The following is a 23,653-nucleotide window of genomic DNA, read 5'->3' on the forward strand; positions in this document are numbered from 1 at the left end:
AAACCAGCTCGCCAGAGGCTGCTGTTCCGTCAGGGGGCGCACCCGCCGATTTTTCATCACATGCCCTCTTTGGCTGTACGCTCCTGTGCCGGCTGTGCGTTCGCTGTGCCGACCGGCTTCTTTGCATCCGCGAAGGCGCTGCGACGCTGGCGCTGCGGATACCGCCCCATGATGAGAAGGTGAGGGGCCAAGGCACTGGCTTTGACACGGAAAATACTGCACCGCATCATCCGCCGCGTTGAAGCATGCAACTGTTGGCACTGTTACCGTATCAGGCCACGTTCCTTTGGTGGCTCATCCCCAAAACAGTACGGCGGCACCGGCTCCTGGCCGAAATCCAGATTTTGGATTTCTCGTGAATGAAATTCAGATTTTAGCAAGCCATAGTTGCCCGTTATTTGCACGATTTTGTTTATTGAATTTATATGATTTTTCTTGCTCTAAGATAAAGCTATTCTTTAAATAGAGTAAATTACGCCAATTAATCGGTATTTTGGACAGAAGGCAACCTTCTTCACATGATCGATACGGTGGGCGTTACCGTAGCATGACTGCGCTTTGGCTTGGAGGAATGCTACCTTCCAAAGCACAGTGTCTTGCGAGTTAAATTGTTCCCCCGACCTGTGCGCCCTGCCCATCCGATCGGCTGTCCATCGATTTCGCATCGGGCCGACCGGTTCGTCGGGGAAGCGTCTCCTGTCCCTGAAAAGCCGTCTACGAAAAGCCGCCCACAAAAAGCGTTGGGAGCAAACCATGAAACACCGAACCAAGGTCGCTCTGGCCGTTGCCCTGACGGCGACGGTGATCACCGCCGCGAACGCGCAGATGGGGCCGACCCCTACGGAAACCAATTTTCAGGTCCGGACCACGGGCGACCTTGTGCGGCTGTGCGAAGCCACACCAAACGACCCGACCGGCATCGCGGCGCTCCATTTCTGCCACGGTTTCGCCGTCGGCGCCTATCAGTACCATCAGGTCGTGACGGCCGCCGAAGGCAAGCGCCAGCTGGTGTGCGCACCGACGCCACCGCCGTCGCGCAACGATGCCGTTTCCGCTTTCGTCGCCTGGGCGAAGCAGAATCCCAGGCTGATGGACACGCCGCCGGTGGATGGGCTGTTCCGCTTCCTGTCCCAGCGCTACCCCTGCCGCGCCTGATCCCGCCGGCCTCCGCTTCCTTCGCCGCGGTCCACGGCCTTCGATCAAAGGCCAACCAGGATGGGAAAGACCATGAAACCCACACAGATCCTCCGCGTCGCCGTCGTCGCGCTTCCCCTTGCGGCCTGCGCCGACATGTCACCGACCCAGCAGCGCGCGCTCACCGGCACGACCGGGGGCGCCGCCGGCGGAGCGTTGATCGGCGCCATAGCCGGCAACGCCGGCATGGGTGCGGCCATCGGCGCCGGTGCCGGTCTGGCCGGCGGTCTGCTCTATGACTATCACAAGCGGACCGAGGCCTCGGCCTACCAGCGCGGCGTCCAGCAGGGGTCCACCCAGCGAAGCGGCACCCAGTGACCCGCGGCGATCCTGCGCTGACGGGGACGTTCTCGCCATGCCGCCGATCCCACTGGATGGCCGGCGCGTCCTCGTCACGGGCATCGCCAACGACCGCGTAAAGGACGCTCGCGAAGCTTGGCCAGCCGTTGTCATTCTGCGATGCGGCGGGCATTCTGCTCGCGATGATACCATCCCTGGCGCATGAATCACGATCCTGCGAGCAGACCCTCGCCGCTGCGGCGGTTGTTCGCGACGTTCTCGGCGGCGCTGCCTCAGCCGCGTATCTCTACGGTTCGGCGGTCGCGGGTGGCCTGCGCCCGAACAGCGATCTCGACATTCTCGTCGTCACCGATCGATCGCTGTCGGACGGTGAACGCGTCGCGATCATCCGCCAGCTTTTGCCGATCTCGGGAAGCACCGCCGTCGGCGGGCCGGGCCGCCCCATCGAACTCACCATCCTCGCCCGCCCGGCCCTGATCCCATGGCGCCACCCCGGCGGCCTTGAGCTTCAGTATGGCGAATGGATGCGCGCCGATTTCGAGCGGGGCGACATGCCCGAATGGCCATGCCGAGATCCCGACGTCGCCGTTCTGATCGAGACGGCCCGCCGCGGGGCCCTGCCGCTCTTCGGCCCGCCCGTCGACTCGGTCCTCGATCCGGTGCCGCGCGCGGATCTTGTTCGGGCCATGGTGGACATGGTGCCGATCCTGATCCCGGGGATCGAAGAGGGGGACGACAGGCGAAACGGGCTGCTGACCCTGGCGCGAATTTGGACGACGCTCACGACCGGCGAGATCCTCCCGAAGGATCAGGCCGCCGATTGGGCACTCGCCCGTCTGCCCGAGGAGCACCGGCGCGTTCTGGCGCACGCCCGAGCGGCCTATCTTGGTGAGGAGCGGGAGGATTGGAGTGCTCTTGTGCCGAGGGTGCGGCCGCATGTCGACCACGTCATCGCACACATTCGGACCCTGTCGTGAAAGGCCGTGAAAAGGTGGACCGGCCCGACAGCCCGCATCATGACCAGGCTCAGAGCGATCAGTATCCGGGCGGCGGAGTGACGGTAACGTAAGTGACGCTTCCGTCCACATAGCTGCGATTGTACCAGGTTCCGCCGCAGCCGTAGTAGCTGACGCCGCCGTACGGCACGACGGTGGGTGTGCAGGGAAGCACCGTCACATAATTGGGCGTCGCCGTGGCGGCGCCGGCGATGTAACCGGCGGTCGCTCCCACCGCCGCACCCGCAAGGGCCCAGCCCCAATCGTCGTCGTCATCGTCGTAGTGATGACCGTCCCAGTCGTTGGCGATGTTCTGCGCCGCATAGGCCCGCGATTCCGTGCGTTCGGTCTGGCCTTGCTGGCGGGCTTCCGTGCGTTCGGTCTGGCCCTGCTGCCGCTGGCCCTGCCGCTCGGTCCGTTCCTGCTGGCCCGAAGTGCGCGTGTCGGCCCTGGATTCCGTGCGCGTCTGCTTCGTCTCGGCGCGCTGCGCGGAACGCTCCGTAGCGCCGGACTGCCGGGACGCCGTCTGCGCGGAGGCCATCCGGTCGCTCGACCGCTGGGTGGCACCGGCCTGACGAGCCCCCACTCCCGCCGTGGATCGTCCCGCCGAGGAACGTTGAGCGGAAAAGCCGCCACCCGCCGCCGGACCGGACCGGGAATAACCGCCTCCGCCCGCTCGGCCACCGCCGCCGCCGCGACCTCCGCCGCCGCGGGCATAGGCATCCGCGACCGATCCGACCACCAGAAGCAGGGATGCGGCGATGGAAAAGGCAATCCGCGACGATGGCCGTGAGGATGGCCGTGACGACGACCTGTTCATTTCGTCGCTCCTTCCGAACTGCCGGCCGCGTTGCGGCGGACACGGATCATGACCGGGATGCGTTCCGCACCGTCCGGAGGATGGAAGGCGAGTTGCGCCGGCTGGACGTCCGGGTCGAGATTCCAGTCGGAGAATTCGGCCCGGTATTGCGGCTCGCCCTCGTCGGCCTTGTAGGTGATGGTCACGCGCTGCGGCAGAGGCGGGCCTTCGGTGGCGATCCAGATCTGGAAGTCGACATCTTCGGTCCGCCCCGCCAGGTGGTCGGTCGGCACCACCGTGAGCGTGTCCCGCTCCACATAGTCGAGCGTCTGAAGGCGTTGCTCCAACTCGTCCGGCAATGTGCTGACCAGCAGCAGCGCCAGCGGCAGCCGCACCCTAAGATCCTGGACCAGATAGCGCACGGCGTCGTCGATGGTACCGGCCCGTTCGATCTGGGCATAGACGTTCTCGTCCGCATTGAACACGGAGATCGCCTTGCCGTCGAACGTCACGACCGACCGCTTCCCGTCGCTTTCCTGCGCTTCGACCCGCAAGCCGTCGGGACGGTTCAGGGTGACGGCGCGTCGCTCGCCGAACGTGATCTTCTCCCCCGTGTCCTGAACCACGTCGTAACTGGCCCGAATGGTCACGGTGAAGCGCTGGGCCTGGGCGAGCGTGTCGGCCATGCGCGTCAGGACGGTCATCGCCTCGTCGTCGATCGGCAAGTCGTCCGGCTCGTCCGGCTCGACCGCGTGCGCCGGGCTGTCGGATGGCGGCGCCTCGGCCGCGAAGACCGGCCCGGCCAGGGCGAAAACGCAGAGCACCGGGCACAGCGCCGACCGTATCAGCCACCTGGGTCCGTTCATCAATGTCCCTCCTGACCCGGACGCCGCGCCGGCGGTCATGCTCCCGCGAGCCCGACTCCGGACGTCATTGAGCAGCTTGGAGCGGAGCCATTGGAAGTAGCAGCCACGTTCAACGCAGGCCGCTACGGTAACGCTGCCCGGAGTTGCCGGCGCGACCGCGAATATGCTCGCCGCACGTAAGGGTGCCAGGGGCGGGGCTCAACCTCTGTTGGAACAATACGCCGCTCGACCGCCGCCTCCCTCATGACCGGGAGCATTGTTGGCGGTTGTCCGCGGTGATGAGCGGCGGCACACCCTCATCGTGCCAAGTACGCTACCGTAACATCCATTACGGTAACTGAAACCGCTGAAGCCGTCCGATGCTTACGCTCTTCGCCGTGCCGGATGTGTTCTGAGCGCCTGGCCCAACGGCAGGGATCAGCGAAATCCAGGCTACCGTAGAATACTCGTCAAAGGCCGCGTCTCCGGCTACAGGACTTGGCTGTGGACAACAACGCACCACACCGGACGGTTCCAGATCCGCACGCCGACGTCGCGCCTCGAAGGCGGCAGTGGGGGCGGCGCTGGAGCATGCCGGGCAAGACAGGAGGATAGCATGAAGCGTCGTGCAGCCTTGCCAACCGTCACCGCCACCGCAATGGGCATTCTCTGCGGCGCGCTCCTGGCGGCGGCCACCGTTCCGCATCCGGCGTCGGCGCAGAGCAGGCCCGTTCTGACAAACGCCATTCCGGAAAGTGCCGCCGTCACCATCCACGCGAAGATCACGGCCATCGATGCGGACAAGCGGAAGGTCACGCTGGCCGGACGGTCGGGCACGCCGGTCACCGTCATGGCCGGGCCGTCGGTGCGCTTGGAGATGCTGAAGGTGGGAGACACCGTCGATGCGCAGTTCTACCGCTCCGTGGCTTTCCTGGTGTCCCAACCCGGCGCCCCCGTGCCCGAGGATGAGGTCCAGCAGGTGATCGCGCGCCCGGCCGAGGCGCCGGGCGGCATCGGCGTGCAGGTGACGCAGCTCAGCGGGCTGGTCGTCGGCATCGACCTCGGCGCGAACAGCATCGACCTCGTCAATCCCAAGGGCGGCGAGGTCTACACCGTCAATGTGACGGATCCCGCCCGCCAAGCGAAGATTCCCTCGCTGAAGGTCGGCGACACGATCACCGCCGTCGTCAGCGAAGCCCTCGCGGTGTCGATCGAGCCGGCGCGCAAGAGCTGGTTCTGAACGGCGGCCGTCGCGAACGCATTCGAAGAGCAGGGGCGAAGAGCCCGGGCGGAGGGCATGGGGCGGAGGGCATGGGAGTGTACGCAAGCCACGATGCCCGGCCGGTGGCGACGGGTGGAACGGGAGGCTGCGGGATGAGGCGGCCGCCCTTTCCGAGAGGATTCGCCGTCGCGGTCCTGCTGGCCGGGACGCTCCTTGCCGGGGGCTGTGCGACGGCGGTCAGCGTCGAACGCGTGGACCATGGCACCGTCCACCGGCAGCTCACGCACAACGTCCTGTCGGCGCACGCGCTCAGCGATCCGACCCACAACGTGTTGCGCCGGTGGTCCCTGACGGACCGCTTTCTGACGCAGCCGGAGAACGCCATGGCCGACCTCCGCGCGGTGGTCGTGCAAGGGCATGGCGGCGCCGACGAGATTTTTGCCTTGGCCGAGATGTCGTTCCTGCACGCGGAGGAGCGGGGAGGGCGACCCTATTATCTGGCGTCCGCCCTCTACGCCTACGCGTTTCTCTTTCCGGGAGGGATGGGCCAGCCGCCCAGCCCCTACGATCCACGGTTCCGGCTGGCCACAGACCTGTACAACCGTGGCCTGACCTCCGGGCTGGCGACGGAGGACAGAACCGGCATCGCCATTCGGGAGGCGCGCCACCCGCTCCCGTTCGGTGAGCTGGACGTCGCCTTCGATCCTCGGGAGCTGGTGTGGGGCGGGCGCCAGCTGACCGGTTTCTTTCCGGTCGCCGAGCTGGAGCTTCACGGCCTCGACGCCCGCTATCGCCAACCCGGCATCGGCGCGCCCTTGGCGGCGGGGACCACGCAGGACACCGTGGCGAAGGGCTTCCAGGTCGCCCCACGCGTCAAGACGCCCGTGACCGCTCTGCTGCGCATCCCCGATCCCCTGCGCCAGCTCTCGGGTGGGCAGGTGCACGCGCAACTCGAACTCTATCCCTCGTCCGACACCGAAGCGGTGCTGATCGACCGCCAACCCGTGCCGCTGGAGGTGGAACACACCGCCACGCTGGCCTACATGCTGGACGGAATGCCGGTCTGGGAATTCGAGTTCGGCGGCTTCCTGCGCGGCGGCCTGCTGGACAAGGTGCCGTCCCGCCTGGTCGCGCTGGAACCATACCGGTCCGGCCGCATTCCCGTCGTCTTCGTGCACGGGACGGCATCGAGCCCGGTGCGTTGGGCCGAGATGCTGAACGATCTGAAGAGCGACCCGCGCATCCGCGATCACTTCCAGTTCTGGTTCTTCAGCTACGAAACGGGCAATCCCGTCCCCTATTCCGCCCTGCTGTTGCGTGATGCGCTGCAGGAGGCGGTGGCCGCCCTGGACCCGTCCGGGCGCGAACCGGCGCTGCGCGAGATGGTCGTCATCGGGCACAGCCAGGGTGGCCTTCTGACCAAGATGGCGGCGGTGAACACGGACGCCCGACTGTGGAACGCGGCGTTCCGCAAACCGCCCGACCAGCTTCCGCTCGACCGGGAAACGCGCGACCTGCTGACACGCGCCCTGTTCGTGAAGCCGGTTCCGTCGGTCAAGCGCCTCGTCTTCATCGCCACGCCGCACGGCGGCAGCTATGTTGCCGGAAACCGGATCAGCCAATTCGTCGCGAGCCTCGTGCGATTGCCGGGGCGCATCCTGAGAGTGACCTCGGAAATCGGCCAGCTGGACAGCGCCAGCACCACGCTTGCCGGGCAAACAGGGTTTGGCAGCGTCCACGCCATGACCCCCGGCAGTCTGCTGGTCCAGACCCTGGCGCGCATACCCATCGCCGAGGGGGTCAAGGCGCACTCGATCATCGCGGTGCGCGGCGATGGACCGGTCGAAACCGGCGACGACGGCGTCGTGGAATACAAAAGCGCCCACATCGACGGGGTCGAATCCGAATATATCGTGCGTTCCGGGCACTCGACGCAGTCCGATCCGCGCACGATCGAGGAGGTGCGCCGCATCCTTCTCCTCCACTGGGACGAATCCTGCACGAAACTCAACGAGTGTGGGCCGCCGGGCGCCGGAGCCAACGCCCGCGCCCCGCGTGTCGCGAGCCGAACCCGATGATGGCGGGCCTCTTGATCGCGGGTCTGCCGCGCGCCGTTTCCACTCTCGTTCTGTCCGCCGCCCTGCTGTGCTCCGCGTCTCTGCGGGCGGATGAGGCGCCATGGCTGCCCGTCTCGCAGGTCATGTCCGAGCTGGCCCGGAATCCGGATTTCGTGGAAGCCCTGTACCGGCGCCTGGGGCGCAATCCGAAGGCCGGCGGCATTCTGGGGCCGGATGAGATCAAGCGGCTGCGCGAGATGATCCTCGGCAAGGATTTCGAGGGGCTGGACCGCTTTCCCGGGCTGACGGTCCGGGGAATGGGCCGGTCCGTGCGGCTCGCCGGGGCCATGCTGGACCGGTCCGGCGACGACGGCCCGCCACCTGGGTCCGCTACGGTCGAGGCGGCGGTCGATGAGGAACTGGGCATTCCAGCCGCCGGCACCCCTCCGGCGCCGGATGCCTATCTGCGCCCGCTGGGCTTTGGGCTGGAGTCCGGCGACCGCGTCGATCCCGCACTGGCCGAACGCTACGCCGATGGCCTGCGTTTGGCCGAATTGCTTAACCGCCTCTCCCTGAATGCGCCGGACGGCAGGCCGCGCCACCGGGTCGTTCTTGACGGCCGGACGCTGGACACGCCCCGCGCCCTGATGGAAGCGCTGGCGCTCGACGGCCACGACGTGGAGGTCCGCGATTCGCGTTACTTCGCCAATTTCGGCGACCTGATCTATCATGGCCGCGATGTCCTGACGCCGTTCTGGATCGACACCCGGCTGCCGATCCCCGGGACGGACCGGACGCTTCTGGTTCCGGTCAGTCATTCTCAGCACGAACTCGTCGTCCGTGGCCTTGTGGTCAACGCGGATCTGTCCTTCTATTTCGGAATCGATGGTCGGGCCGTGTTCCGCCCGAGCGTCACGCGCGATCAGGCCTGGGTCATGGGCAGGGTGGCGCACCGCTACCGCGGAGAGGAGGCGATGGAGGTGATCCGCCTCGCCGGCGTCATCGTGCGCGCCTATGACGCGATCAAGCGGCGCCATCCGGAGCTTCCGTTCGGCGGCTATTACGCGCTGGGCGTCTGCAACGACGTGAACGCAATGATCGAACTGCGCATGCGGGGCGAGACGACCCTGTTCCCGCTGACGCTCGATCCGCAATTCTTCACGGACGAGGGGGAGGTCGGCCGGCTTGCCGAGAGCCTGCCGTTGGACAGCCGGTGGTGGTCGGCGGCGGATCCTCGACGCATTCTGGGGTCCATCCCTGTGGACGATCTCGCCATGCTTCCACTTTCCTCACTGCGAGAGGATCTGGAGAAGGTCCGCGCGGCGTTGGAGAGCGGCCATTCCCTACGTTCCGGTGCCGGCGACTTCGCCCTTCTGGGTGCCGTGGCGGCTGGAATTCTCGCCGCCGGCCTGTGGTCCGTTCGCCTGTGGTTTGTTCGGCGGCGCTGACCGAGGGTGACCGTTCGGCCTCACCCCGTGGGCCATTGCAGCTCCGGAATGACCTTCGACGGATAGTTGGGGTCCTCGTAGCCGCCCGGGTCCTGGCGCTTGGGCAGCTTCACCGTTTCCCTGGGCAACTCTTCGTAGGGGATGTGGTCGAGCATGTGGCGGATGATGTTCAGGCGCGCCCGCCTCTTGTCGTCCGACCGCGCGACGAACCACGGTGCCCAGGGGGTGTCGGTCTGTGCGAACATGTCGTCGCGGGCGCGCGAATAGTCGTACCAGCGGCCGTAGGACTTCAAATCCATCGGCGACAGCTTCCAGACCTTCCGCCCATCGTTGATCCGTGCCTCAAGACGGCGTGTTTGCTCTTTCGGACTGACTTCAAGCCAATATTTCAGAAGAATCACCCCGGACTCGATGATGGCCTTCTCAACGCTCGGGACGGCGTCGAGGAACCGCTTCGCCTGTTCCTCGGTGCAAAAGCCCATCACCCGCTCGACCCCGGCGCGGTTGTACCAGCTCCGGTCGAAGATGACGACTTCCCCGGCAGCGGGCAGGTGCGGGATGTAGCGCTGAATGTACATTTGCGACTTTTCGCGCTCGGTCGGCGTTGGCAGGGCGATGACGCGGAACACGCGCGGGCTCACGCGCTCCGTGATGGCCTTGATGGTTCCGCCCTTACCGGCGGTGTCGCGCCCTTCGAAGACGACGCAGACCTTCATGCCCTTGTGAACAACCCACTGTTGCAGCGTCACCAGTTCGACGTGAAGTTCCGCAAGCGCGCGTTCGTAGTCCCGCCGCTTGAGCTTTTGTTGCGCGCACTCCACGCGCTGCGTGGTCTTCAGCTTTTTTGCCATGCTCATCATCCTCGCGGACGGGTGTTCCGTGTGATCCGTAACGGGACTGGCGGTTCATTGGCAGACTCCGCGGCAGACTCCGCGGCAGACTCCGCGGCAGACTCCGCGGCAGACTCCGCGGCAGACTTGGCGAATGGTCATACACCATCGATCCGGTTCTGAAGTTCGAGCAGGATTTCCTGTTCGAGGTCCGCAATGAGAGCGCGGCACGCAGCGGTGCGTTTCGAGCGTCGTCCGCTGTTCGACGCTTCCCATCCGCGCAAAATCTCGACGGCTTCTCCGTAATCTTCACAGAGGCTGCGAAAGAACCGGTTGTCCGCGCTGTGTTGTTTGATCATCTCTTCCAAGTCCGGGAACCGGTCCACGACGTGCCGTAGCTTATCCGACATGGGCTAGTCTCCCCGGTTCTGGAAGAGCGCCGGGGTGCCTACCTTATTTCGGGCTTTGCCCCCGGACAATCTGCACCGGATCACCCGCTGTCTTGAAGCGTGAAACGGTTGGCTTTGATACCGTAACAGGTAAACAGAACGGCTTCGCGTGCTGCACAAAAGGTAGGGGATTATGATTCCGAAAGAAGTAATGTAGCCTGGGCGTGAGCGTGAAGCGTCTATACCGTCGGTAAGTATTCCTGTCGCCACTTCTTCGTACTAGACTGGTTTTCACTCTTGGTTTGGCGTAGCTTCCCGCAGTGATCATGCGCGCCGTTCGTGTATGGAAACTATTCGTGCACTCGAGAGGTTCTGGCCGATGCTGTGCCATGCGCCTCGTAATCATAGTGTCTACAGCTTCAGGCGCGTGGCTGGTGTAGGCCGTCCCGGCATAGGCCGCATGTTGCAACGACCGCTTGCCTATGGGCACCGCCGCCGGACGGACATAAAGGAAGGAGAGCGCTCGTGCTTCACGCCTCCGACGAGCCGCAAGCCACTGATTTGCCTGCGTCCACCATCACGGCACCGCTCATTGACGCGGCACTGGCGCGTGTGCTGGCCAGTCGCAGTTTGCGTGGTTCCGCCCGTGGCCGCCGCTTTCTGCAATTCATCGTGCAGGAGGCCCTGGCCGGGCGGGCCAATCGCATCAAGGCCTACACCATCGCCATGGACGTGTTCGACCGTGACGCCAGCTTCGATCCGCTGCTCGATCCGGTTGTCCGCATCCAGGCCGGCCGTCTTCGCCGCGCCCTGGAGCACTACTATCTGACCGAAGGCGCCGCCGACCCGCTGCGCATCGCCATCCCCAAGGGTGGCTACGTCCCCCAGTTTTCCCTGGTGCCGGTCACTGCCGGGACCGACCTTCCGAATGAGGCATCCGGCCCCGCATCGCTGCCGACCCGTGAAAGGCTGGACGCGCCCCGCACGCCGCACGTCCTCGGACGTCACATCGACCGTCCGCTCCGTTGGCTGGCCGTCGCGGTCGCGGTCACGCTTCTGGCGGTCGGTCTGGGGCTCTTCGCCGGGTGGCGCGGCAGCGCTCCCGACCCGACGAGGAGCGCCCCGGAGAGCGCCACGGCGCCGGCCGCGCCACAACGAGCGGTGCGCGGTCCGGCCCTGTTGGTTCTGCCGTTCACCAACGGTTCCGGCGATCCGGCTCTCGACCTCGTCGCCGACGGCATCACCGAGGATATCGTCTCGGCGCTCGTGCGCTTCGAGGATTTTCTGGTCTTCGGCGCCGACACCAGCTTCCGCTACCCTTCGGCGCCGGCCCTGCGCGAGGCCGTGCCGACCACCCGTGTCGACTACATGCTGAAGGGCAGCGTCGCTCAAACCGGAGACTACATCCAAGTCACGGCCACGCTGATCGCGGCCAAGGATCATCGCTACCTGTGGTCGGACAGTTTCCGACGCGCCGTCACGCCGGCCAAGCTGCTGGATCTGCGCCATGACATCGCCGTTCAGGTCGCGCGGACCCTGGCGCAATCGGACGGCGTGATCGAGCGCGAGGAGGCTCGGTTGAGCGGCCAGCATGCACCACAGGATCTGTCGTCCTACGCCTGCCTTCTGCGCACCCGTCAGTATTGGCGCCAGTTCAGCGTCGCCCTCCACGCCGAGGTGCGCGATTGCCTCGAACGGGTGACCAAGAGCGACCCCGGCTACCCGGAGGCCTGGGCGGCGCTGGCCATGATCACCATCGACGAAGCCCGGCTCGGCTTCAACCCCAGTCCGGCGCGTCCCAATCCGATGGATGAAGGGCTGCAATTGGCCGAGCGCGCGGTGATGCTGGCTCCGGACAGCGCGCTGTCCCATCAGGCGCTCGGCCTTGCCTGGTGGTTGCGCCGCGAGCCGCAGCGGAGCATCGCCGCGTACGAACAGGCGCTCGCGCTCAACCCGAACGACAGCGCGATCCTCGCCGATCTTGGGCGCTGCTACAGCTTGACCGGTGAATGGGAGCGCGGCATCCCCCTGATCCGCGAAGCCTTCATGCGCAACCCGGCGCAGCCGAGCTGGTACCGCATCGTGATCGCCACGTATCATTACGTGAATGGTCGCTATGACGACGCTCTCGAGGAGATGCGACGGGCCAATCTGGGGCGGGAGGTCATTCTCGGCCACGTCGCGCTGGCGATGATCCACGGCCAAACCGGAAACCGGGCCGAGGCGGCGAAGGCGGTCTCCGAGATCCTGCGGCTCGACCCGAATTTCCCGATCAAGGCGATCTCCGAATTCGAGCGGCGCAACATCCACCCCGACATCATCGTCCGGATCGTTGATGGCTTGCGCAAGGCCGGTCTTGCCATTCCGCCCTCGCAGATGGCCGACGGCGAGAGGCTCTGAGCTCCGGGATGCAACATGGCGCTACCGTAGCATTCCCGAAAGCGGCCGCATGCTACTTCTGAAACGACGCCGGCTTGCGGCCCGATACCAGGAAGAAGCTGAGCATTTCGGTCCGAAGGGGGAGATTGGCCATGGCTGCGAAGGCGCAAGTGGCGTTCACGTTGCAAGTGGTGTTCACGTTGATTGTGGCTGTGGCGGCGCTCACGCACATTGCGGCGCCTGTGGCGGCGGCTTCCGTGGAGACTGCACGCGACGCCAGGATCTTCGGACTTCTCGACGACGATCAGGACAGCAGCGTCTCCATGATGGAGTTCAAGAACAATCAAATGCTGGTGTTCTATATTCTTGACCGCAACAAGGACCTTGCCTTGACCGCCGATGAGACCTTTCTGCCCTCCGATGCGTTCGCGAGCAGCGCCGGATCTGATGGTAGGATCGACACCCTTGAGTTTCTTGATATCGTCGATTCCGCCTTCAAACAGGCCGACACCAATCACGACGGGCTCCTTGACCGGCAGGAGTTCAGCGCGCTGCTGAGTCGTGTTCGGAACCGATGAGTGAGCTGACGTGGTCGACGGCCCTTCCACGTTCCTGAAGCGGCGGCAAGCGGCTGTCGGCGAAGGCAATGAATGATAGATCGTCAAAATATTGATAAATAACGATAAAACAGACCTTGCGAAGGGCTTTTCGGCGATAGGCATATTCGCTGCCATTGACGCCAGCGGAACCGCCCCAGGTTTGCCAGTTGCCGTTGCCGCCGCCTTGCGGTAGAAAACAGCTCTGGTCAGCAGTTCACCAAGGCGTCGCCGCCCCGTCGAGGGGAGCTAAACCTGCCACGACACTCTCTCGACCGACACCTCATCGCGTGCCGCGTCGGAAGTCGGCGACCACCGGCATCCCTTCGCGGAATGGCGCGTCGTGAGGATGATTTCATGTCCAAGACATCGCTGCCCTACAGCGCAGGCGATATTTCCGCGCTTGCGCGCTCGTTGCGCACACAACTTGCCGGCCGGACCGAGCCGCCCGGCCATGTCGAATGGCTTAACATGCTGGCCAAGGCGGTCGGGTGCCGGAACTTCCAGCATTTCCGGGTGCAGGCGACGGAACAGACGACGGCGCCGGATCGCCTCGGCGCGACGGTCGACGGGGCGCCGCCGGCCGATCCGGTCAGGGTCCTGAAGGTGGCCCGCTGCTTCGACGCCGCCGGCGCCTTGCTGCGCTGGCCGCCGAAACGCTCCGAGCGGGATCTGTGCCTGTGGGTCCTGTGGTCACGGATCGCCGCCGGCCAGGTGATGGCCGAAGGCGAGGTGAACCGCCTTCTGCGCGACGCCCACCATTTCGGCGACCATGCCCTGCTGCGCCGCGAGCTGTGCGATTTCGGTCTGCTCGACCGGACGCGCGACGGGAGTGTCTACCGGCGCGTCGAGCAGCGGCCGCCGCCGGAAGCGCTGGCCTTGATCCGCCGTCTCAAGGCCGCGTCCGCCGGTGAAAGGGCGAAGGCATGAGCGCCGCGTTCCGGCCGCCTAGTCGCCGAGTGCGAAGGCCACCGCGGCGGCGGCGTGCAGCGCCGTCGTGTTGAACATGGGGACATCCGGCCGGTCGGCCTGATCGACCAGCAGGAAGATCTCCGTGCAGCCGAGGATCACCCCCTGCGCCCCTTCGGCGGCCAGCCGGTCGATGATCTCCAGATAGTGGGCCTTGGACTCCGGGCGCAGGTCGCGCCGCACCAGCTCGTCGAAGATGATGCGGTCGACCGTTGCCTTGTCGGCGTCGGACGGCACCATGATCTCCACCCCGAAGCGCTCCGCGTAGCGGCGGCGCAGATCCTCGGAGAGCATCGTCGGCATGGTGCCCAGCAGGGCGACCCGCGACAGGCCGGCGGTCCGCATCGCCGCACCGGTCGGGTCGGCGATGTGGATGAAGGGGGTGGCGCGCCCTTCCATGATCGGCTCGACCACGCGGTGCATGGTGTTCGACACGCACAGGATGACGTCGGCCCCGGCGCGCTCCAGCGCGTCGACCTTGCCGGACAGGTAGCGGTGAGCGGCGTCCCATTCGTTCCGGCGGACGAAATGCTCGATGTTGCCGAAATTGACGCTGACGATGACGATCTCGCCGTTGTCCCAGCCGCCGAACCGGGCGTTCAGCCCCTCGTTCAGCAGGCGGTAATATTCGGCGGTGGCCTGATTGCTCATGCCGCCGAGGACGCCGATGGTCTTCTGGGGCAGGGGCCGGGCGGTGGGCGTCGTCATGTCGTGATCCCGTCGGTTGAGGCCGCGGATGATAGAGCGGCCGTTGTGGATCGCCAACCGTTCAGGCCTTTTCCACGGTCCGCCCCTCCTGGGTGAACAGGTAGGGGACGAAGCTGCGGTGGTGCTCGTCCACCGACAGCTGGCTGCCGATGGGCGGGAAGGCGCGCTGCTGGCAGTCGGTGCGCTCGCAGATGCGGCAGTTCACGCCGATGGGCACGGCGGCGGCCTCGTTGGAGGTGTCGATGCCGGCGGCGTAGACGATCTCGTTGGCGTGGGTCGCCTCGCAGCCGAGCCCGACGGCGAACTGGCGCGACGGTTTCAGATAGGCGCCGCCGCGCTTGGTCACCGTGCGGGCGATGCCGATGTAGGTGGTGCGGTCGGGCATGGTGGCGAACTGCACCAGGATCTTGCCGGGCTGGGCGAAGGCCTCGTGCACGTTCCACAGCGGGCAGGCGCCGCCGAAGCGCGCGAAGTGGAAGCGCGTGGCGGAATGGCGCTTGGTGATGTTGCCGGCCATGTCCACCCGCACGAAGTAGAAGGGCAGGCCGCGCGCCCCCGGCCGCTGCAGGGTGGACAGCCGGTGGCAGACCTGCTCGAAGCTGGCGCCGAAGCGGCTCTGCAACTGCTCTACGTCGTGGCGCAGCGCGCGGGCCTGCGCGGCGAAGGCGCGGTAGGGCAGGACCAGAGCCCCCGCGAAGTAGTTGGCGAGCCCGACCCGGCAGATCGACCGCGCGTCCTCGCTGGAGAATTTCGCCTGGGCGACCCGTTCCTCGATCACGTCGCCGAAGCCCAGCAGGGCGATCTGGTGGGCCATGTGGAAGGCGCGGCTCGGGCCGTTCAGCAGGGCAGACAGGCGCAGCGTGCCGGTGCTGCCGTCATAGCTGCGCATGGCCGTCTCGCCGTCGTCGGCGACGATCTTCACACGGACGTCGTGCCGCCGCTTCAGATAGGCGGCCAGCTCATTCAGCAGGGCCCCGGAATGGATCTTCTCCGTGTCCCACAGATTTTCCGCCGCCTCGTCCAGCGGGCCGATGTAGTTGTTGCAGTAGTGGAAGTAGTCGCGGACCTCCTCGTAAGGGAATTGCGGTCCGGCGAAGGCGTCGCTCGGCTCCTGGTTGGACAGGCTGTCGGCCAGCGACTGCACCCGCTCGTGAAGCTTCTGGTAGGCCTGGTGCAGGCTCAGCACGCGGCGGGCCAACTCCGGGCTGGAGCCGACGGCGCTGCGCAGCTCGGCGTTGGTCAAGGGCGCCCCGGCGAACAGCGGATCGGCCAGGGCCTCGCGCAGGTCGGCGACCAGACGGCTGTCCTCGTCCTCCACGAAGTTGGACAGGTCCACCTCGAACACGGCGGAGATCTTCAGCAGCACCGGCAGGGTCAGCGGGCGCTGGTTGTTCTCGATCTGGTTCAGGTAGCTCGGCGACAGGTCCAGCGTCTTGGCCAACGCCGCCTGGGTCAGCCCGCGCTGTTCGCGCAGGCGGCGGAGCTTGTAGCCGAGGAAGAGCTTCTGCATGGACCCGCCTATCACCCGAAGATTATGCCAAAGAGCATATTTGCAATCTTGGCAAACCGCGCGCTGCGTTTGCAAAGATGTTCGCAACTTCGCACATTTTTCCCGCCCGGCCAATTGCCCTGTTGCAAATCTTGTGAATAATCCAGGCGTTCCGGTGAGGGGACCGCTGCCACAAGGTTCGCAAGGTCCTCCGCCGCTCGCCAAAGTGGGAAACGCCTGATGCAAGAAATTCTGGCCAAGTTGGACGCCATGCGCTCCGGTGCGCGGCTGGGCGGCGGCGAAAAGCGCGTCGCCGCGCAGCACGCCAAGGGCAAGCTGACCGCGCGGGAGCGCATCGAACTCTTCCTCGACGAAGGCTCGTTCGAGGAGTTCGACATGTTCGTGCAGCACCGCTGCAACGACTTCGGCATGGAAGGCCAGAAGGTTCCCGGCGACGGCGTGGTCACCGGTCACGGCACGGTGAACGGGCGTCTCGTCTTCGTCTTCAGCCAGGACTTCACCGTCTTCGGCGGCTCGCTGTCGGAAGCCCACGCCGAGAAGATCTGCAAGATCATGGACCAGGCGATGAAGGTCGGCGCGCCGGTCATCGGCCTGAACGATTCCGGCGGCGCCCGCATCCAGGAGGGCGTCGCCTCGCTCGGCGGCTACGCCGAGGTCTTCCAGCGCAACGTCAACGCCTCGGGCGTCATCCCGCAGATCTCCCTGATCATGGGGCCGTGCGCCGGCGGTGCGGTCTATTCGCCGGCCATGACCGACTTCATCTTCATGGTGAAGGACAGCTCCTACATGTTCGTGACCGGGCCGGACGTGGTGAAGACGGTCACGCACGAGGTGGTGACGGCGGAGGAGCTGGGCGGGGCGATCACCCATTCCAGCAAGTCCGGCGTCGCCGACATGGCCTTCGAGAACGATGTCGAGGCGCTGCTCCAGCTCCGCCGCTTCATCGACTTCCTGCCGGCCTCCAACCGCGAGCGGGCGCCGGAGCGTCCCTGCACCGACCCGATCGACCGCGACGACCTGTCGCTCGACACGCTGGTGCCGGAGAATCCGAACAAGCCCTACGACATGAAGGAGCTGATCCTCAAGACGGTCGACGAGGGCGACTTCTTCGAGCTTCAGCCCGACTACGCCCGGAACATCATCATCGGCTTCGGCCGCATGAACGGCAGCACGGTCGGCATCGTCGCCAACCAGCCGATGGTTCTGGCCGGCTGCCTGGACATCGACAGCTCCAAGAAGGCCGCGCGCTTCGTGCGCTTCTGCGACGCCTTCGAGATTCCGATCCTGACCCTGGTCGACGTCCCCGGCTTCATGCCCGGCACGACGCAGGAGTACGGCGGCATCATCAAGCACGGCGCCAAGCTGCTGTTCGCCTACGCCGAGGCGACCGTGCCGAAGATCACCGTCATCACGCGCAAGGCCTACGGCGGCGCCTATGACGTGATGGCGTCCAAGCATCTGCGCGGCGACATCAACTACGCCTGGCCGTCGGCGGAGATCGCGGTGATGGGGCCGAAGGGTGCCGTAGAGATCATCTTCCGCGGCGACATCGGCGACACCGCCAAGATCGAGGCGCGCACCGAGGAATACCGGCAGAAGTTCGCCAATCCGTTCGTGGCGGCGTCGCGCGGCTACATCGACGACGTCATCATGCCGCACGGTACCCGCCGGCGCGTCATCAAGGCGCTGTCCATGCTGAAGAACAAGCAGCTCCAGAACCCCTGGCGCAAGCACGACAACATCCCGCTCTGAAGGCGCGCCGCCCCATGACGACCCTGTTCTCCAAGATCCTGATCGCGAACCGCGGCGAGATCGCCTGCCGCGTCATCCGCACGGCGCGCCGCCTGGGCATCAAGACGGTCGCCGTCTATTCGGACGCCGACAAGAACGCCCTGCACGTCGAGATGGCCGACGAGGCCGTCCACATCGGCGCCGCCCCCTCGGCGCAGAGCTACCTGCTGATCGACCGCATCGTCGACGCCTGCAGGAAGACCGGTGCCCAGGCCGTCCATCCCGGCTACGGCTTCCTGTCGGAGAAGCGCGAGTTCCAGGAGGCGCTGGCCGCCGCCGGCATCGCCTTCATCGGTCCGGACGCCCACGCCATCCAGGCCATGGGCGACAAGATCGAGTCCAAGAAGCTGGCCAAGGCGGCGGGCGTCAGCACGGTGCCCGGCTATCTGGGCGTCATCGCCGACGACAGCGAGGCGGTGACCATCGCCCGCGACATCGGCTATCCGGTGATGATCAAGGCGTCGGCCGGCGGCGGCGGCAAGGGCATGCGCGTGGCCTGGAACGACGAGGAGGCCCGCGAAGGCTTCCGTTCGGCCCAGAACGAGGCGCGCTCCTCCTTCGCCGACGACCGCGTCTTCGTCGAGAAGTACATTCAGCAGCCGCGCCACATCGAGATCCAGGTGCTGGCGGACGGGCAGGGCACGGCCCTGTATCTGGGCGAGCGTGAATGCTCGATCCAGCGCCGCCACCAGAAGGTCATCGAAGAGGCGCCGTCGCCCTTCCTCGACGCCGCCACCCGCAAGGCGATGGGCGAGCAGGCGGTGGCGCTGGCCCGCGCTGTGGACTACAAGTCCGCCGGCACGGTCGAGTTCATCGTGGACGCCGAGCGCAACTTCTACTTCCTGGAGATGAACACCCGCCTCCAGGTGGAGCATCCGGTCACCGAGCTGGTCACCGGCCTCGACCTCGTCGAGCTGATGATCCGCGTCGCGGCGGGCGAGAAGCTGACGCTGAAGCAGGAGGACATCCACCTGCACGGCTGGGCCATCGAGTCCCGCGTCTACGCCGAGGACCCCTTCCGCAATTTCCTGCCCTCGACCGGCCGGCTGACCCACTACCGTCCGCCGTCGGAGGACCCGCACGTCCGCGTCGACACCGGCGTCTATGAGGGCGGCGAGATCTCCATGTACTACGACCCCATGATCGCCAAGCTGTGCAGCTGGGGGTCGACGCGCGATGCCGCCATTGCCCGCATGCGCGAGGCGCTGGACCAGTATTACATTCGCGGCGTCAGCCACAACATCCCGTTCCTCGCCTCGCTGATGGCCAACCAGCGCTTCGTCGAAGGCCGGCTGACCACCAACTTCATCGCCGAGGAATACCCGAACGGCTTCCACGCCTCGGACCTGCCGCCGGAGGAGCCGGCGATCCTGATCGCCGTTGCCGCGGTGATCCACCGCTGCCTGAACGACCGCGACATCCAGATCACCGGCAAGATGCCGGGCAACAAGATCCGGGTGCGCGACGACTGGGTCGTCGTGATGGACGGCACGCAGCACCCGGTCCACGTCCACCCGACGGACGGCAGCCCGCAGCGCATCGGCTACACCGTCGATTTCGAGGGCAAGCACCATGTGGTGTGGAGCGACTGGACGCTCGGCCAGCCGCTGTTCCGCGGCACGGTGAACGGCGCCCATGTCTGCGTCCAGGTGGACCGCGTCGGCGTCGGCTACCGCCTGTCCCACTCCGGCAGCCAAGCGCTGGTTAAGGTGCTGACCCCGAACGCGGCGCGGCTCGACGCGCTGATGCCGGTGAAGGCGCCGCCGGACATGTCGAAGTTCCTGCTGTCGCCGATGCCCGGCCTGCTCGTCTCGGTCGCCGTGACCGAGGGGCAGGAGGTCAAGGCCGGCGAGGTGCTGGCCGTGGTCGAGGCGATGAAGATGGAAAACATCCTGCGTGCGGCGCAGGATGGCACGGTGTCCAAGGTGCACGCGACGCCCGGCTCCAGCCTGGCGGTCGATCAGAAGATCCTGGAGTTCGCGTGAGCCAAGCGGGCTCCGACATATAGGGAAAGGTAAGGACGATGGCTTTCGCAAACACGCTTTCGCAGCGTGCCGCTTCGCTTCTCGAGACGGTCGCCCCGCGGGGCGGCCTGCTCACCGCCGCCACCGCGGCGGTTCTGGGCAGCCTGCTGCTGGCAGCCTCGGCCAAGGTGCAGGTGCCCTTCTGGCCGGTTCCGATGACGATGCAGAGCATGGTCGTCATCCTGCTCGGCATGGCCTACGGCAGCCGCCTCGCCACGGCGACGGTCCTGCTGTATCTGGCCGAGGGTCTGGCCGGCCTGCCGGTCTTCGCGGGTCCGGGCGCCGGCCCGGCCTACATGATGGGTCCGACCGCCGGCTACCTGCTGGGCTTCGTCCTGGCCGCCGGCGTCACCGGCTGGCTGGCCGAGCGCGGCTGGGACCGCAGCCCGGTCAAGGCTGTCGCCGCCCTGGCGATCGGCCATGCCCTGCTGTTCGTTCCGGGCTTGGCCTGGATGGCCGTCCTGTTCGGCGGCGAGAAGGCCGTCGCGCTGGGCCTGACGCCGTTCCTGGCCGCCACGGTGCTGAAGACCGCGCTGGGTGCCGCGATCATGCAGGCCGCCTGGAAGGTCGTCGCCCGCCGGTCGCAGGGCTGAGGGTAGGGGGCTTGTACTTGCCCCCACCCTAACCCTCCCCCGCTTCGCAGGGGAGGGGACTGTTCTCCCTCCCCTGCGAAGCCCGAAGAAGACCCAGGCCGACTGGCAGACCCTGGCCACCAAGGACCTGGGCGCCAACGGGACGCTCGAAGACCTCGTCTGGAAGACTCCGGAGGGGCTGGACGTCAAGGCTCTCTACACCGCCGCCGATCTGGAAGGGCTGGAGCTGGACAGCCTGCCCGGCTTTCCGCCCTTCACCCGCGGCCCGCGCGCCACGATGTACGCGGTGAAGCCCTGGACCATCCGCCAGTACGCCGGCTTCTCCACCGCCGAGGAATCCAACGCCTTCTACAAGGCGAACCTGAAGGCCGGCCAGATGGGCCTGTCGGTGGCCTTCGACCTCGCCACCCACCGCGGCTATGACAGCGATCACCCGCGCGTGGTCGGCGACGTGGGCAAGGCCGGCGTCGCCATCGACAGCGTCGAGGACATGAAGATCCTCTTCGACGGCATCCCGCTCGACAAGATGTCGGTGTCGATGACCATGAACGGCGCGGTGCTGCCGATCCTCGCCGGCTACATCGTCGCGGCGGAGGAGCAGGGCGTCAGCCAGGACAAGCTGAGCGGCACCATCCAGAACGACATCCTCAAGGAGTTCATGGTCCGCAACACCTACATCTACCCGCCCGAACCCTCGATGCGGATCATCGCGGACATCATCGAGTACACGGCGCTGAACATGCCGAAGTTCAACTCGATTTCGATCTCCGGCTATCACATGCAGGAGGCCGGGGCGACCGCGGTGCAGGAACTGGCCTTCACCATCGCCGACGGTCTCGAATATGTCCGCGCCGCCATGTCCAAGGGGCTGCCAGTCGACAAGTTCGCGCCGCGCCTGTCCTTCTTCTTCTCCATCGGCATGAACTTCTTCATGGAGATCGCCAAGCTGCGCGCCGCGCGCCTGCTGTGGTCGACCCTGATGAAGCAGAAGTTCGACCCGAAGGACGCCCGCTCGCTGGCGCTGCGCACCCATTGCCAGACCTCCGGCGTCAGCCTGACCGAGCAGGACCCCTACAACAACGTCATCCGCACCACCATCGAGGCGATGGCCGCCGTGCTGGGCGGCACCCAATCGCTGCACACCAACGCCTTCGACGAGGCGCTGGGGCTGCCGACGAAGTTCTCCGCCCGGATCGCCCGCAACACCCAGCTCATCATCGCCGAGGAGTCGGGCGTCACCAACGTGGTCGATCCGCTGGGCGGCTCCTACTACATCGAGAATCTGACCCACAGCCTCGCCAACGCCGCGCTCGACCTCATCAACAAGGTCGAGGAGCTGGGCGGCATGACCAAGGCGGTGGACAGCGGCATGCCCAAGCTGCTGATCGAGGAGGCCGCCGCCCGCCGGCAGGCCCGCGTCGACCGCGCCGAGGAGGTGATCGTCGGCGTCAACAAGTACCGTCCGGAAAACCCCGAGATGGTCGATGTGCTGGACATCGACAACACGGCGGTCCGCGAATCCCAGATCGCCCGCCTGAACAGCGTGCGCGCCAACCGCGACGACGCCAAGTGCCGCGCCACCCTGGAGGCGCTGACCAAGGCCGCCACGGAGAAGTCCGGCAATCTGCTCGCCCTGGCGGTCGAGGCCACCCGCGCCCGCGCCACGGTCGGCGAGATTTCCGACGCGCTGGAGAAGGCCTTCACCCGCCATGTGGCGGTCATCCGCTCGGTTTCCGGCGTCTACGGCGCCGCCTACGAGGGCGACGAGGGCTTCAAGAGGATTCAGGAGGAGGTGTCCGCCTTCGCCGCCGAGGAGGGCCGCCGCCCGCGCATCCTCGTCGTGAAGATGGGCCAGGACGGCCACGACCGCGGCGCCAAGGTGATCGCCACCAGCTTCGCCGACATCGGCTTCGACGTGGACATCGGGCCGCTGTTCCAGACCCCGGAGGAGGCCGCCCGTCAGGCGGTGGAGAACGACGTGCACGTCATCGGCGTGTCGTCCCAGGCCGCCGGCCACAAGACGCTCGTCCCGCAACTGGTCGAGGAGCTGCGCCGCCAAGGCGCCGGGGACATCCTCGTCGTCTGCGGCGGCGTGATCCCGCCCCAGGATTACGAGTACCTCTACAAGGCGGGCGCCGCGGCGATCTATGGCCCCGGCACCAACATCCCGAAGGCCGCCTCCGACATCCTGGCCATCCTGCGCAAGCAGAAGGCCGCGGCGTAAGCGGCGCCAGCACTTTTCCCTCCCCCGCCCAGCGGGGGAGGGTTAGGGTGGGGGCTCCCACCAGAACGCGCCCTACCTCCCTTGCCCATCACCGCCGAAACTGATCTCTACGCCCCGGTAAAAGCCTTCCTCGAAGCCCAGGGCTACGACGTGAAGGCCGAGATTCACGGCTGTGACCTCGTCGCGGTGCGCGGGGCCGAGCCGCCGCTGATCGTCGAGCTGAAGAAGCGCTTCACCCTGGATCTGCTGCTTCAGGGGGTGGACCGGCTCGCCCTGACCGACACCGTCTATCTCGCCGTGCCGCAGCCGGGGCGCAAGGCCAGCGGCGCGTCGCCTCACGACAGCGGGGTGCGCAAGCTCTGCCGACGGCTGGGCGTCGGACTGCTGATCGTCGACACCGGCCGGGCGGCGGGGCATGAGGTGGAGGTTCTGCTCGACCCTGTTCCCTACAGCCCGCGCAAGGACAGGACGCGCGCCGCCCGCCTTCTGGGAGAGCATACGCGGCGCCGGGGCGATCCCAACCGCGGCGGTTCCACCCGCGTGCCCATCGTCACCGCCTACCGCCAGGACGCGCTGCGCTGCGCCCGGCTGTTGACCGCCGGGCCGCTGTCGCTTAAGGCGCTGCGCGCCGCCGGGGCGCCGAAGGACGCCGCGGCCATCCTTCAACGCAACGTCTACGGCTGGTTCGAGCGCATCGCCAAGGGCACCTACGGACTGACCGAAGCCGGCATCCAGGGTGTGGAGACCTTCGCCCACGCGCTCGCCACCGAATAGGCGTGC

General features: G+C 66.5%; 20 protein-coding genes. 14 read left to right on the forward strand and 6 right to left on the reverse strand.

All coding sequences use genetic code 11. The features are described from left to right. Positions 1-753: 753 nt before the first annotated feature. The 3 genes from AC1DVI_RS26775 to AC1DVI_RS26785 all read left to right on the forward strand — a co-directional run bounded on the left by AC1DVI_RS26775 (position 754) and on the right by AC1DVI_RS26785 (position 2,471). Entirely contained in the window at positions 754-1,155 is a 402-nt protein-coding gene (locus tag AC1DVI_RS26775) for a Rap1a/Tai family immunity protein (RefSeq protein WP_149167830.1), read from the forward strand. 72 nt (positions 1,156-1,227) lie between these two features. After that, the gene (locus tag AC1DVI_RS26780; protein ID WP_014239563.1) at positions 1,228-1,512 is read left to right on the forward strand and encodes a glycine zipper family protein; all 285 of its coding nucleotides are present in this window, start codon (positions 1,228-1,230) and stop codon (positions 1,510-1,512) included. 128 nt (positions 1,513-1,640) lie between these two features. Next, positions 1,641-2,471 (forward strand): aminoglycoside adenylyltransferase family protein, encoded by an 831-nt coding sequence (locus AC1DVI_RS26785; protein ID WP_476960564.1) that lies wholly within the window; start codon positions 1,641-1,643, stop codon positions 2,469-2,471. 58 nt (positions 2,472-2,529) lie between these two features. Here AC1DVI_RS26785 and AC1DVI_RS26790 read toward each other — a convergent pair whose 3' ends face one another. Continuing rightward, complete coding sequence (locus AC1DVI_RS26790) at positions 2,530-3,075, reverse strand: hypothetical protein (RefSeq protein ID WP_476960565.1); 546 nt, start codon at positions 3,073-3,075, stop codon at positions 2,530-2,532. Between the two features lie 230 nt (positions 3,076-3,305). After that, entirely contained in the window at positions 3,306-4,154 is an 849-nt protein-coding gene (locus AC1DVI_RS26795; RefSeq protein ID WP_476960566.1) for a DUF2092 domain-containing protein, read from the reverse strand. Between the two features lie 595 nt (positions 4,155-4,749). On the opposite strand from AC1DVI_RS26795, the gene AC1DVI_RS26800 reads away from it, so the two are divergent. The 3 genes from AC1DVI_RS26800 (at position 4,750) to AC1DVI_RS26810 (ending at position 8,860) form a co-directional block, all read left to right on the forward strand. Next, positions 4,750-5,373, forward strand: a complete 624-nt coding sequence (locus tag AC1DVI_RS26800) for a hypothetical protein (protein ID WP_476960567.1) — start codon at positions 4,750-4,752, stop codon at positions 5,371-5,373. A 134-nt stretch (positions 5,374-5,507) separates the two neighbouring features. Beyond that, complete coding sequence (locus tag AC1DVI_RS26805) at positions 5,508-7,433, forward strand: esterase/lipase family protein (RefSeq protein WP_476960568.1); 1,926 nt, start codon at positions 5,508-5,510, stop codon at positions 7,431-7,433. Continuing rightward, a complete protein-coding gene (locus tag AC1DVI_RS26810) occupies positions 7,430-8,860 on the forward strand; it encodes a hypothetical protein (RefSeq protein WP_476960569.1) in 1,431 nt (476 codons plus the stop codon). Before AC1DVI_RS26805 ends, AC1DVI_RS26810 begins: the two co-directional genes overlap by 4 nt. Positions 8,861-8,880: 20 nt before the next feature. Here the strand turns inward: AC1DVI_RS26810 and ppk2 are convergent, their stop codons facing one another. Together ppk2 and AC1DVI_RS26820 are read right to left on the reverse strand one after the other, a co-directional pair. Beyond that, positions 8,881-9,711, reverse strand: a complete 831-nt coding sequence (gene ppk2, locus AC1DVI_RS26815) for a polyphosphate kinase 2 (RefSeq protein WP_476960570.1) — start codon at positions 9,709-9,711, stop codon at positions 8,881-8,883. A 137-nt stretch (positions 9,712-9,848) separates the two neighbouring features. Continuing rightward, on the reverse strand, positions 9,849-10,100 hold the full coding sequence (locus AC1DVI_RS26820) for a hypothetical protein (protein ID WP_476960571.1): 252 nt from the start codon (positions 10,098-10,100) through the stop codon (positions 9,849-9,851). A gap of 504 nt (positions 10,101-10,604) precedes the next feature. On the opposite strand from AC1DVI_RS26820, the gene AC1DVI_RS26825 reads away from it, so the two are divergent. From AC1DVI_RS26825 to AC1DVI_RS26835, 3 genes are all read left to right on the forward strand, one after another. After that, positions 10,605-12,479, forward strand: coding sequence for a tetratricopeptide repeat protein (locus tag AC1DVI_RS26825; RefSeq protein ID WP_476960572.1), 1,875 nt, complete (start codon positions 10,605-10,607; stop codon positions 12,477-12,479). Between the two features lie 131 nt (positions 12,480-12,610). Continuing rightward, positions 12,611-13,036, forward strand: coding sequence for an EF-hand domain-containing protein (locus tag AC1DVI_RS26830; protein WP_476960573.1), 426 nt, complete (start codon positions 12,611-12,613; stop codon positions 13,034-13,036). A gap of 375 nt (positions 13,037-13,411) precedes the next feature. Then, entirely contained in the window at positions 13,412-13,984 is a 573-nt protein-coding gene (locus tag AC1DVI_RS26835) for a DUF2087 domain-containing protein (protein ID WP_476960574.1), read from the forward strand. Positions 13,985-14,002: 18 nt separating this feature from the next. Here the strand turns inward: AC1DVI_RS26835 and AC1DVI_RS26840 are convergent, their stop codons facing one another. After that, positions 14,003-14,731, reverse strand: coding sequence for an aspartate/glutamate racemase family protein (locus AC1DVI_RS26840; protein ID WP_476960575.1), 729 nt, complete (start codon positions 14,729-14,731; stop codon positions 14,003-14,005). Positions 14,732-14,792: 61 nt separating this feature from the next. Further along, positions 14,793-16,241 carry a helix-turn-helix domain-containing protein gene (locus tag AC1DVI_RS26845; RefSeq protein WP_476960576.1) on the reverse strand — a complete coding sequence of 483 codons (1,449 nt, stop codon included), beginning with the start codon at positions 16,239-16,241 and terminating at the stop codon, positions 14,793-14,795. 219 nt (positions 16,242-16,460) lie between these two features. Here AC1DVI_RS26845 and AC1DVI_RS26850 point away from each other — a divergent pair, with 219 nt between their 5' ends. The 5 genes from AC1DVI_RS26850 to AC1DVI_RS26870 all read left to right on the forward strand — a co-directional run bounded on the left by AC1DVI_RS26850 (position 16,461) and on the right by AC1DVI_RS26870 (position 23,647). Then, positions 16,461-17,993 (forward strand): acyl-CoA carboxylase subunit beta, encoded by a 1,533-nt coding sequence (locus AC1DVI_RS26850; protein WP_476960577.1) that lies wholly within the window; start codon positions 16,461-16,463, stop codon positions 17,991-17,993. Positions 17,994-18,016: 23 nt separating this feature from the next. Then, positions 18,017-20,017: an acetyl-CoA carboxylase biotin carboxylase subunit gene (accC, locus tag AC1DVI_RS26855; RefSeq protein ID WP_476960588.1), complete on the forward strand. Its 2,001-nt coding sequence runs from the start codon at positions 18,017-18,019 to the stop codon at positions 20,015-20,017. A 38-nt stretch (positions 20,018-20,055) separates the two neighbouring features. Then, complete coding sequence (locus AC1DVI_RS26860; protein ID WP_476960578.1) at positions 20,056-20,649, forward strand: biotin transporter BioY; 594 nt, start codon at positions 20,056-20,058, stop codon at positions 20,647-20,649. A 73-nt stretch (positions 20,650-20,722) separates the two neighbouring features. After that, on the forward strand, positions 20,723-22,873 hold the full coding sequence (gene scpA, locus AC1DVI_RS26865; protein WP_476960589.1) for a methylmalonyl-CoA mutase: 2,151 nt from the start codon (positions 20,723-20,725) through the stop codon (positions 22,871-22,873). An 81-nt stretch (positions 22,874-22,954) separates the two neighbouring features. Next, the gene (locus AC1DVI_RS26870) at positions 22,955-23,647 is read left to right on the forward strand and encodes a DUF2161 domain-containing phosphodiesterase (RefSeq protein WP_476960579.1); all 693 of its coding nucleotides are present in this window, start codon (positions 22,955-22,957) and stop codon (positions 23,645-23,647) included. Positions 23,648-23,653 lie beyond the last annotated feature (6 nt).

The sequence above is a fragment of the Azospirillum sp. P4_B5 genome, from assembly GCF_056402275.1.

Excerpts from the sequence above, each read along its gene's own strand:
- AC1DVI_RS26805 (WP_476960568.1), top strand. The coding sequence starts at position 5,508 with ATGAGGCGGCCGCCCTTTCCGAGAGGATTCGCCGTCGCGGTCCTGCTG.
- AC1DVI_RS26850 (WP_476960577.1), top strand. The coding sequence starts at position 16,461 with ATGCAAGAAATTCTGGCCAAGTTGGACGCCATGCGCTCCGGTGCGCGG.
- AC1DVI_RS26840 (WP_476960575.1), bottom strand. The coding sequence starts at position 14,731 with ATGACGACGCCCACCGCCCGGCCCCTGCCCCAGAAGACCATCGGCGTC.
- AC1DVI_RS26800 (WP_476960567.1), top strand. The coding sequence starts at position 4,750 with ATGAAGCGTCGTGCAGCCTTGCCAACCGTCACCGCCACCGCAATGGGC.
- AC1DVI_RS26810 (WP_476960569.1), top strand. The coding sequence starts at position 7,430 with ATGATGGCGGGCCTCTTGATCGCGGGTCTGCCGCGCGCCGTTTCCACT.
- AC1DVI_RS26795 (WP_476960566.1), bottom strand. The coding sequence starts at position 4,154 with ATGAACGGACCCAGGTGGCTGATACGGTCGGCGCTGTGCCCGGTGCTC.
- AC1DVI_RS26780 (WP_014239563.1), top strand. The coding sequence starts at position 1,228 with ATGAAACCCACACAGATCCTCCGCGTCGCCGTCGTCGCGCTTCCCCTT.
- AC1DVI_RS26775 (WP_149167830.1), top strand. The coding sequence starts at position 754 with ATGAAACACCGAACCAAGGTCGCTCTGGCCGTTGCCCTGACGGCGACG.
- AC1DVI_RS26845 (WP_476960576.1), bottom strand. The coding sequence starts at position 16,241 with ATGCAGAAGCTCTTCCTCGGCTACAAGCTCCGCCGCCTGCGCGAACAG.
- ppk2 (WP_476960570.1), bottom strand. The coding sequence starts at position 9,711 with ATGGCAAAAAAGCTGAAGACCACGCAGCGCGTGGAGTGCGCGCAACAA.
- AC1DVI_RS26830 (WP_476960573.1), top strand. The coding sequence starts at position 12,611 with ATGGCTGCGAAGGCGCAAGTGGCGTTCACGTTGCAAGTGGTGTTCACG.
- AC1DVI_RS26820 (WP_476960571.1), bottom strand. The coding sequence starts at position 10,100 with ATGTCGGATAAGCTACGGCACGTCGTGGACCGGTTCCCGGACTTGGAA.
- AC1DVI_RS26835 (WP_476960574.1), top strand. The coding sequence starts at position 13,412 with ATGTCCAAGACATCGCTGCCCTACAGCGCAGGCGATATTTCCGCGCTT.
- AC1DVI_RS26860 (WP_476960578.1), top strand. The coding sequence starts at position 20,056 with ATGGCTTTCGCAAACACGCTTTCGCAGCGTGCCGCTTCGCTTCTCGAG.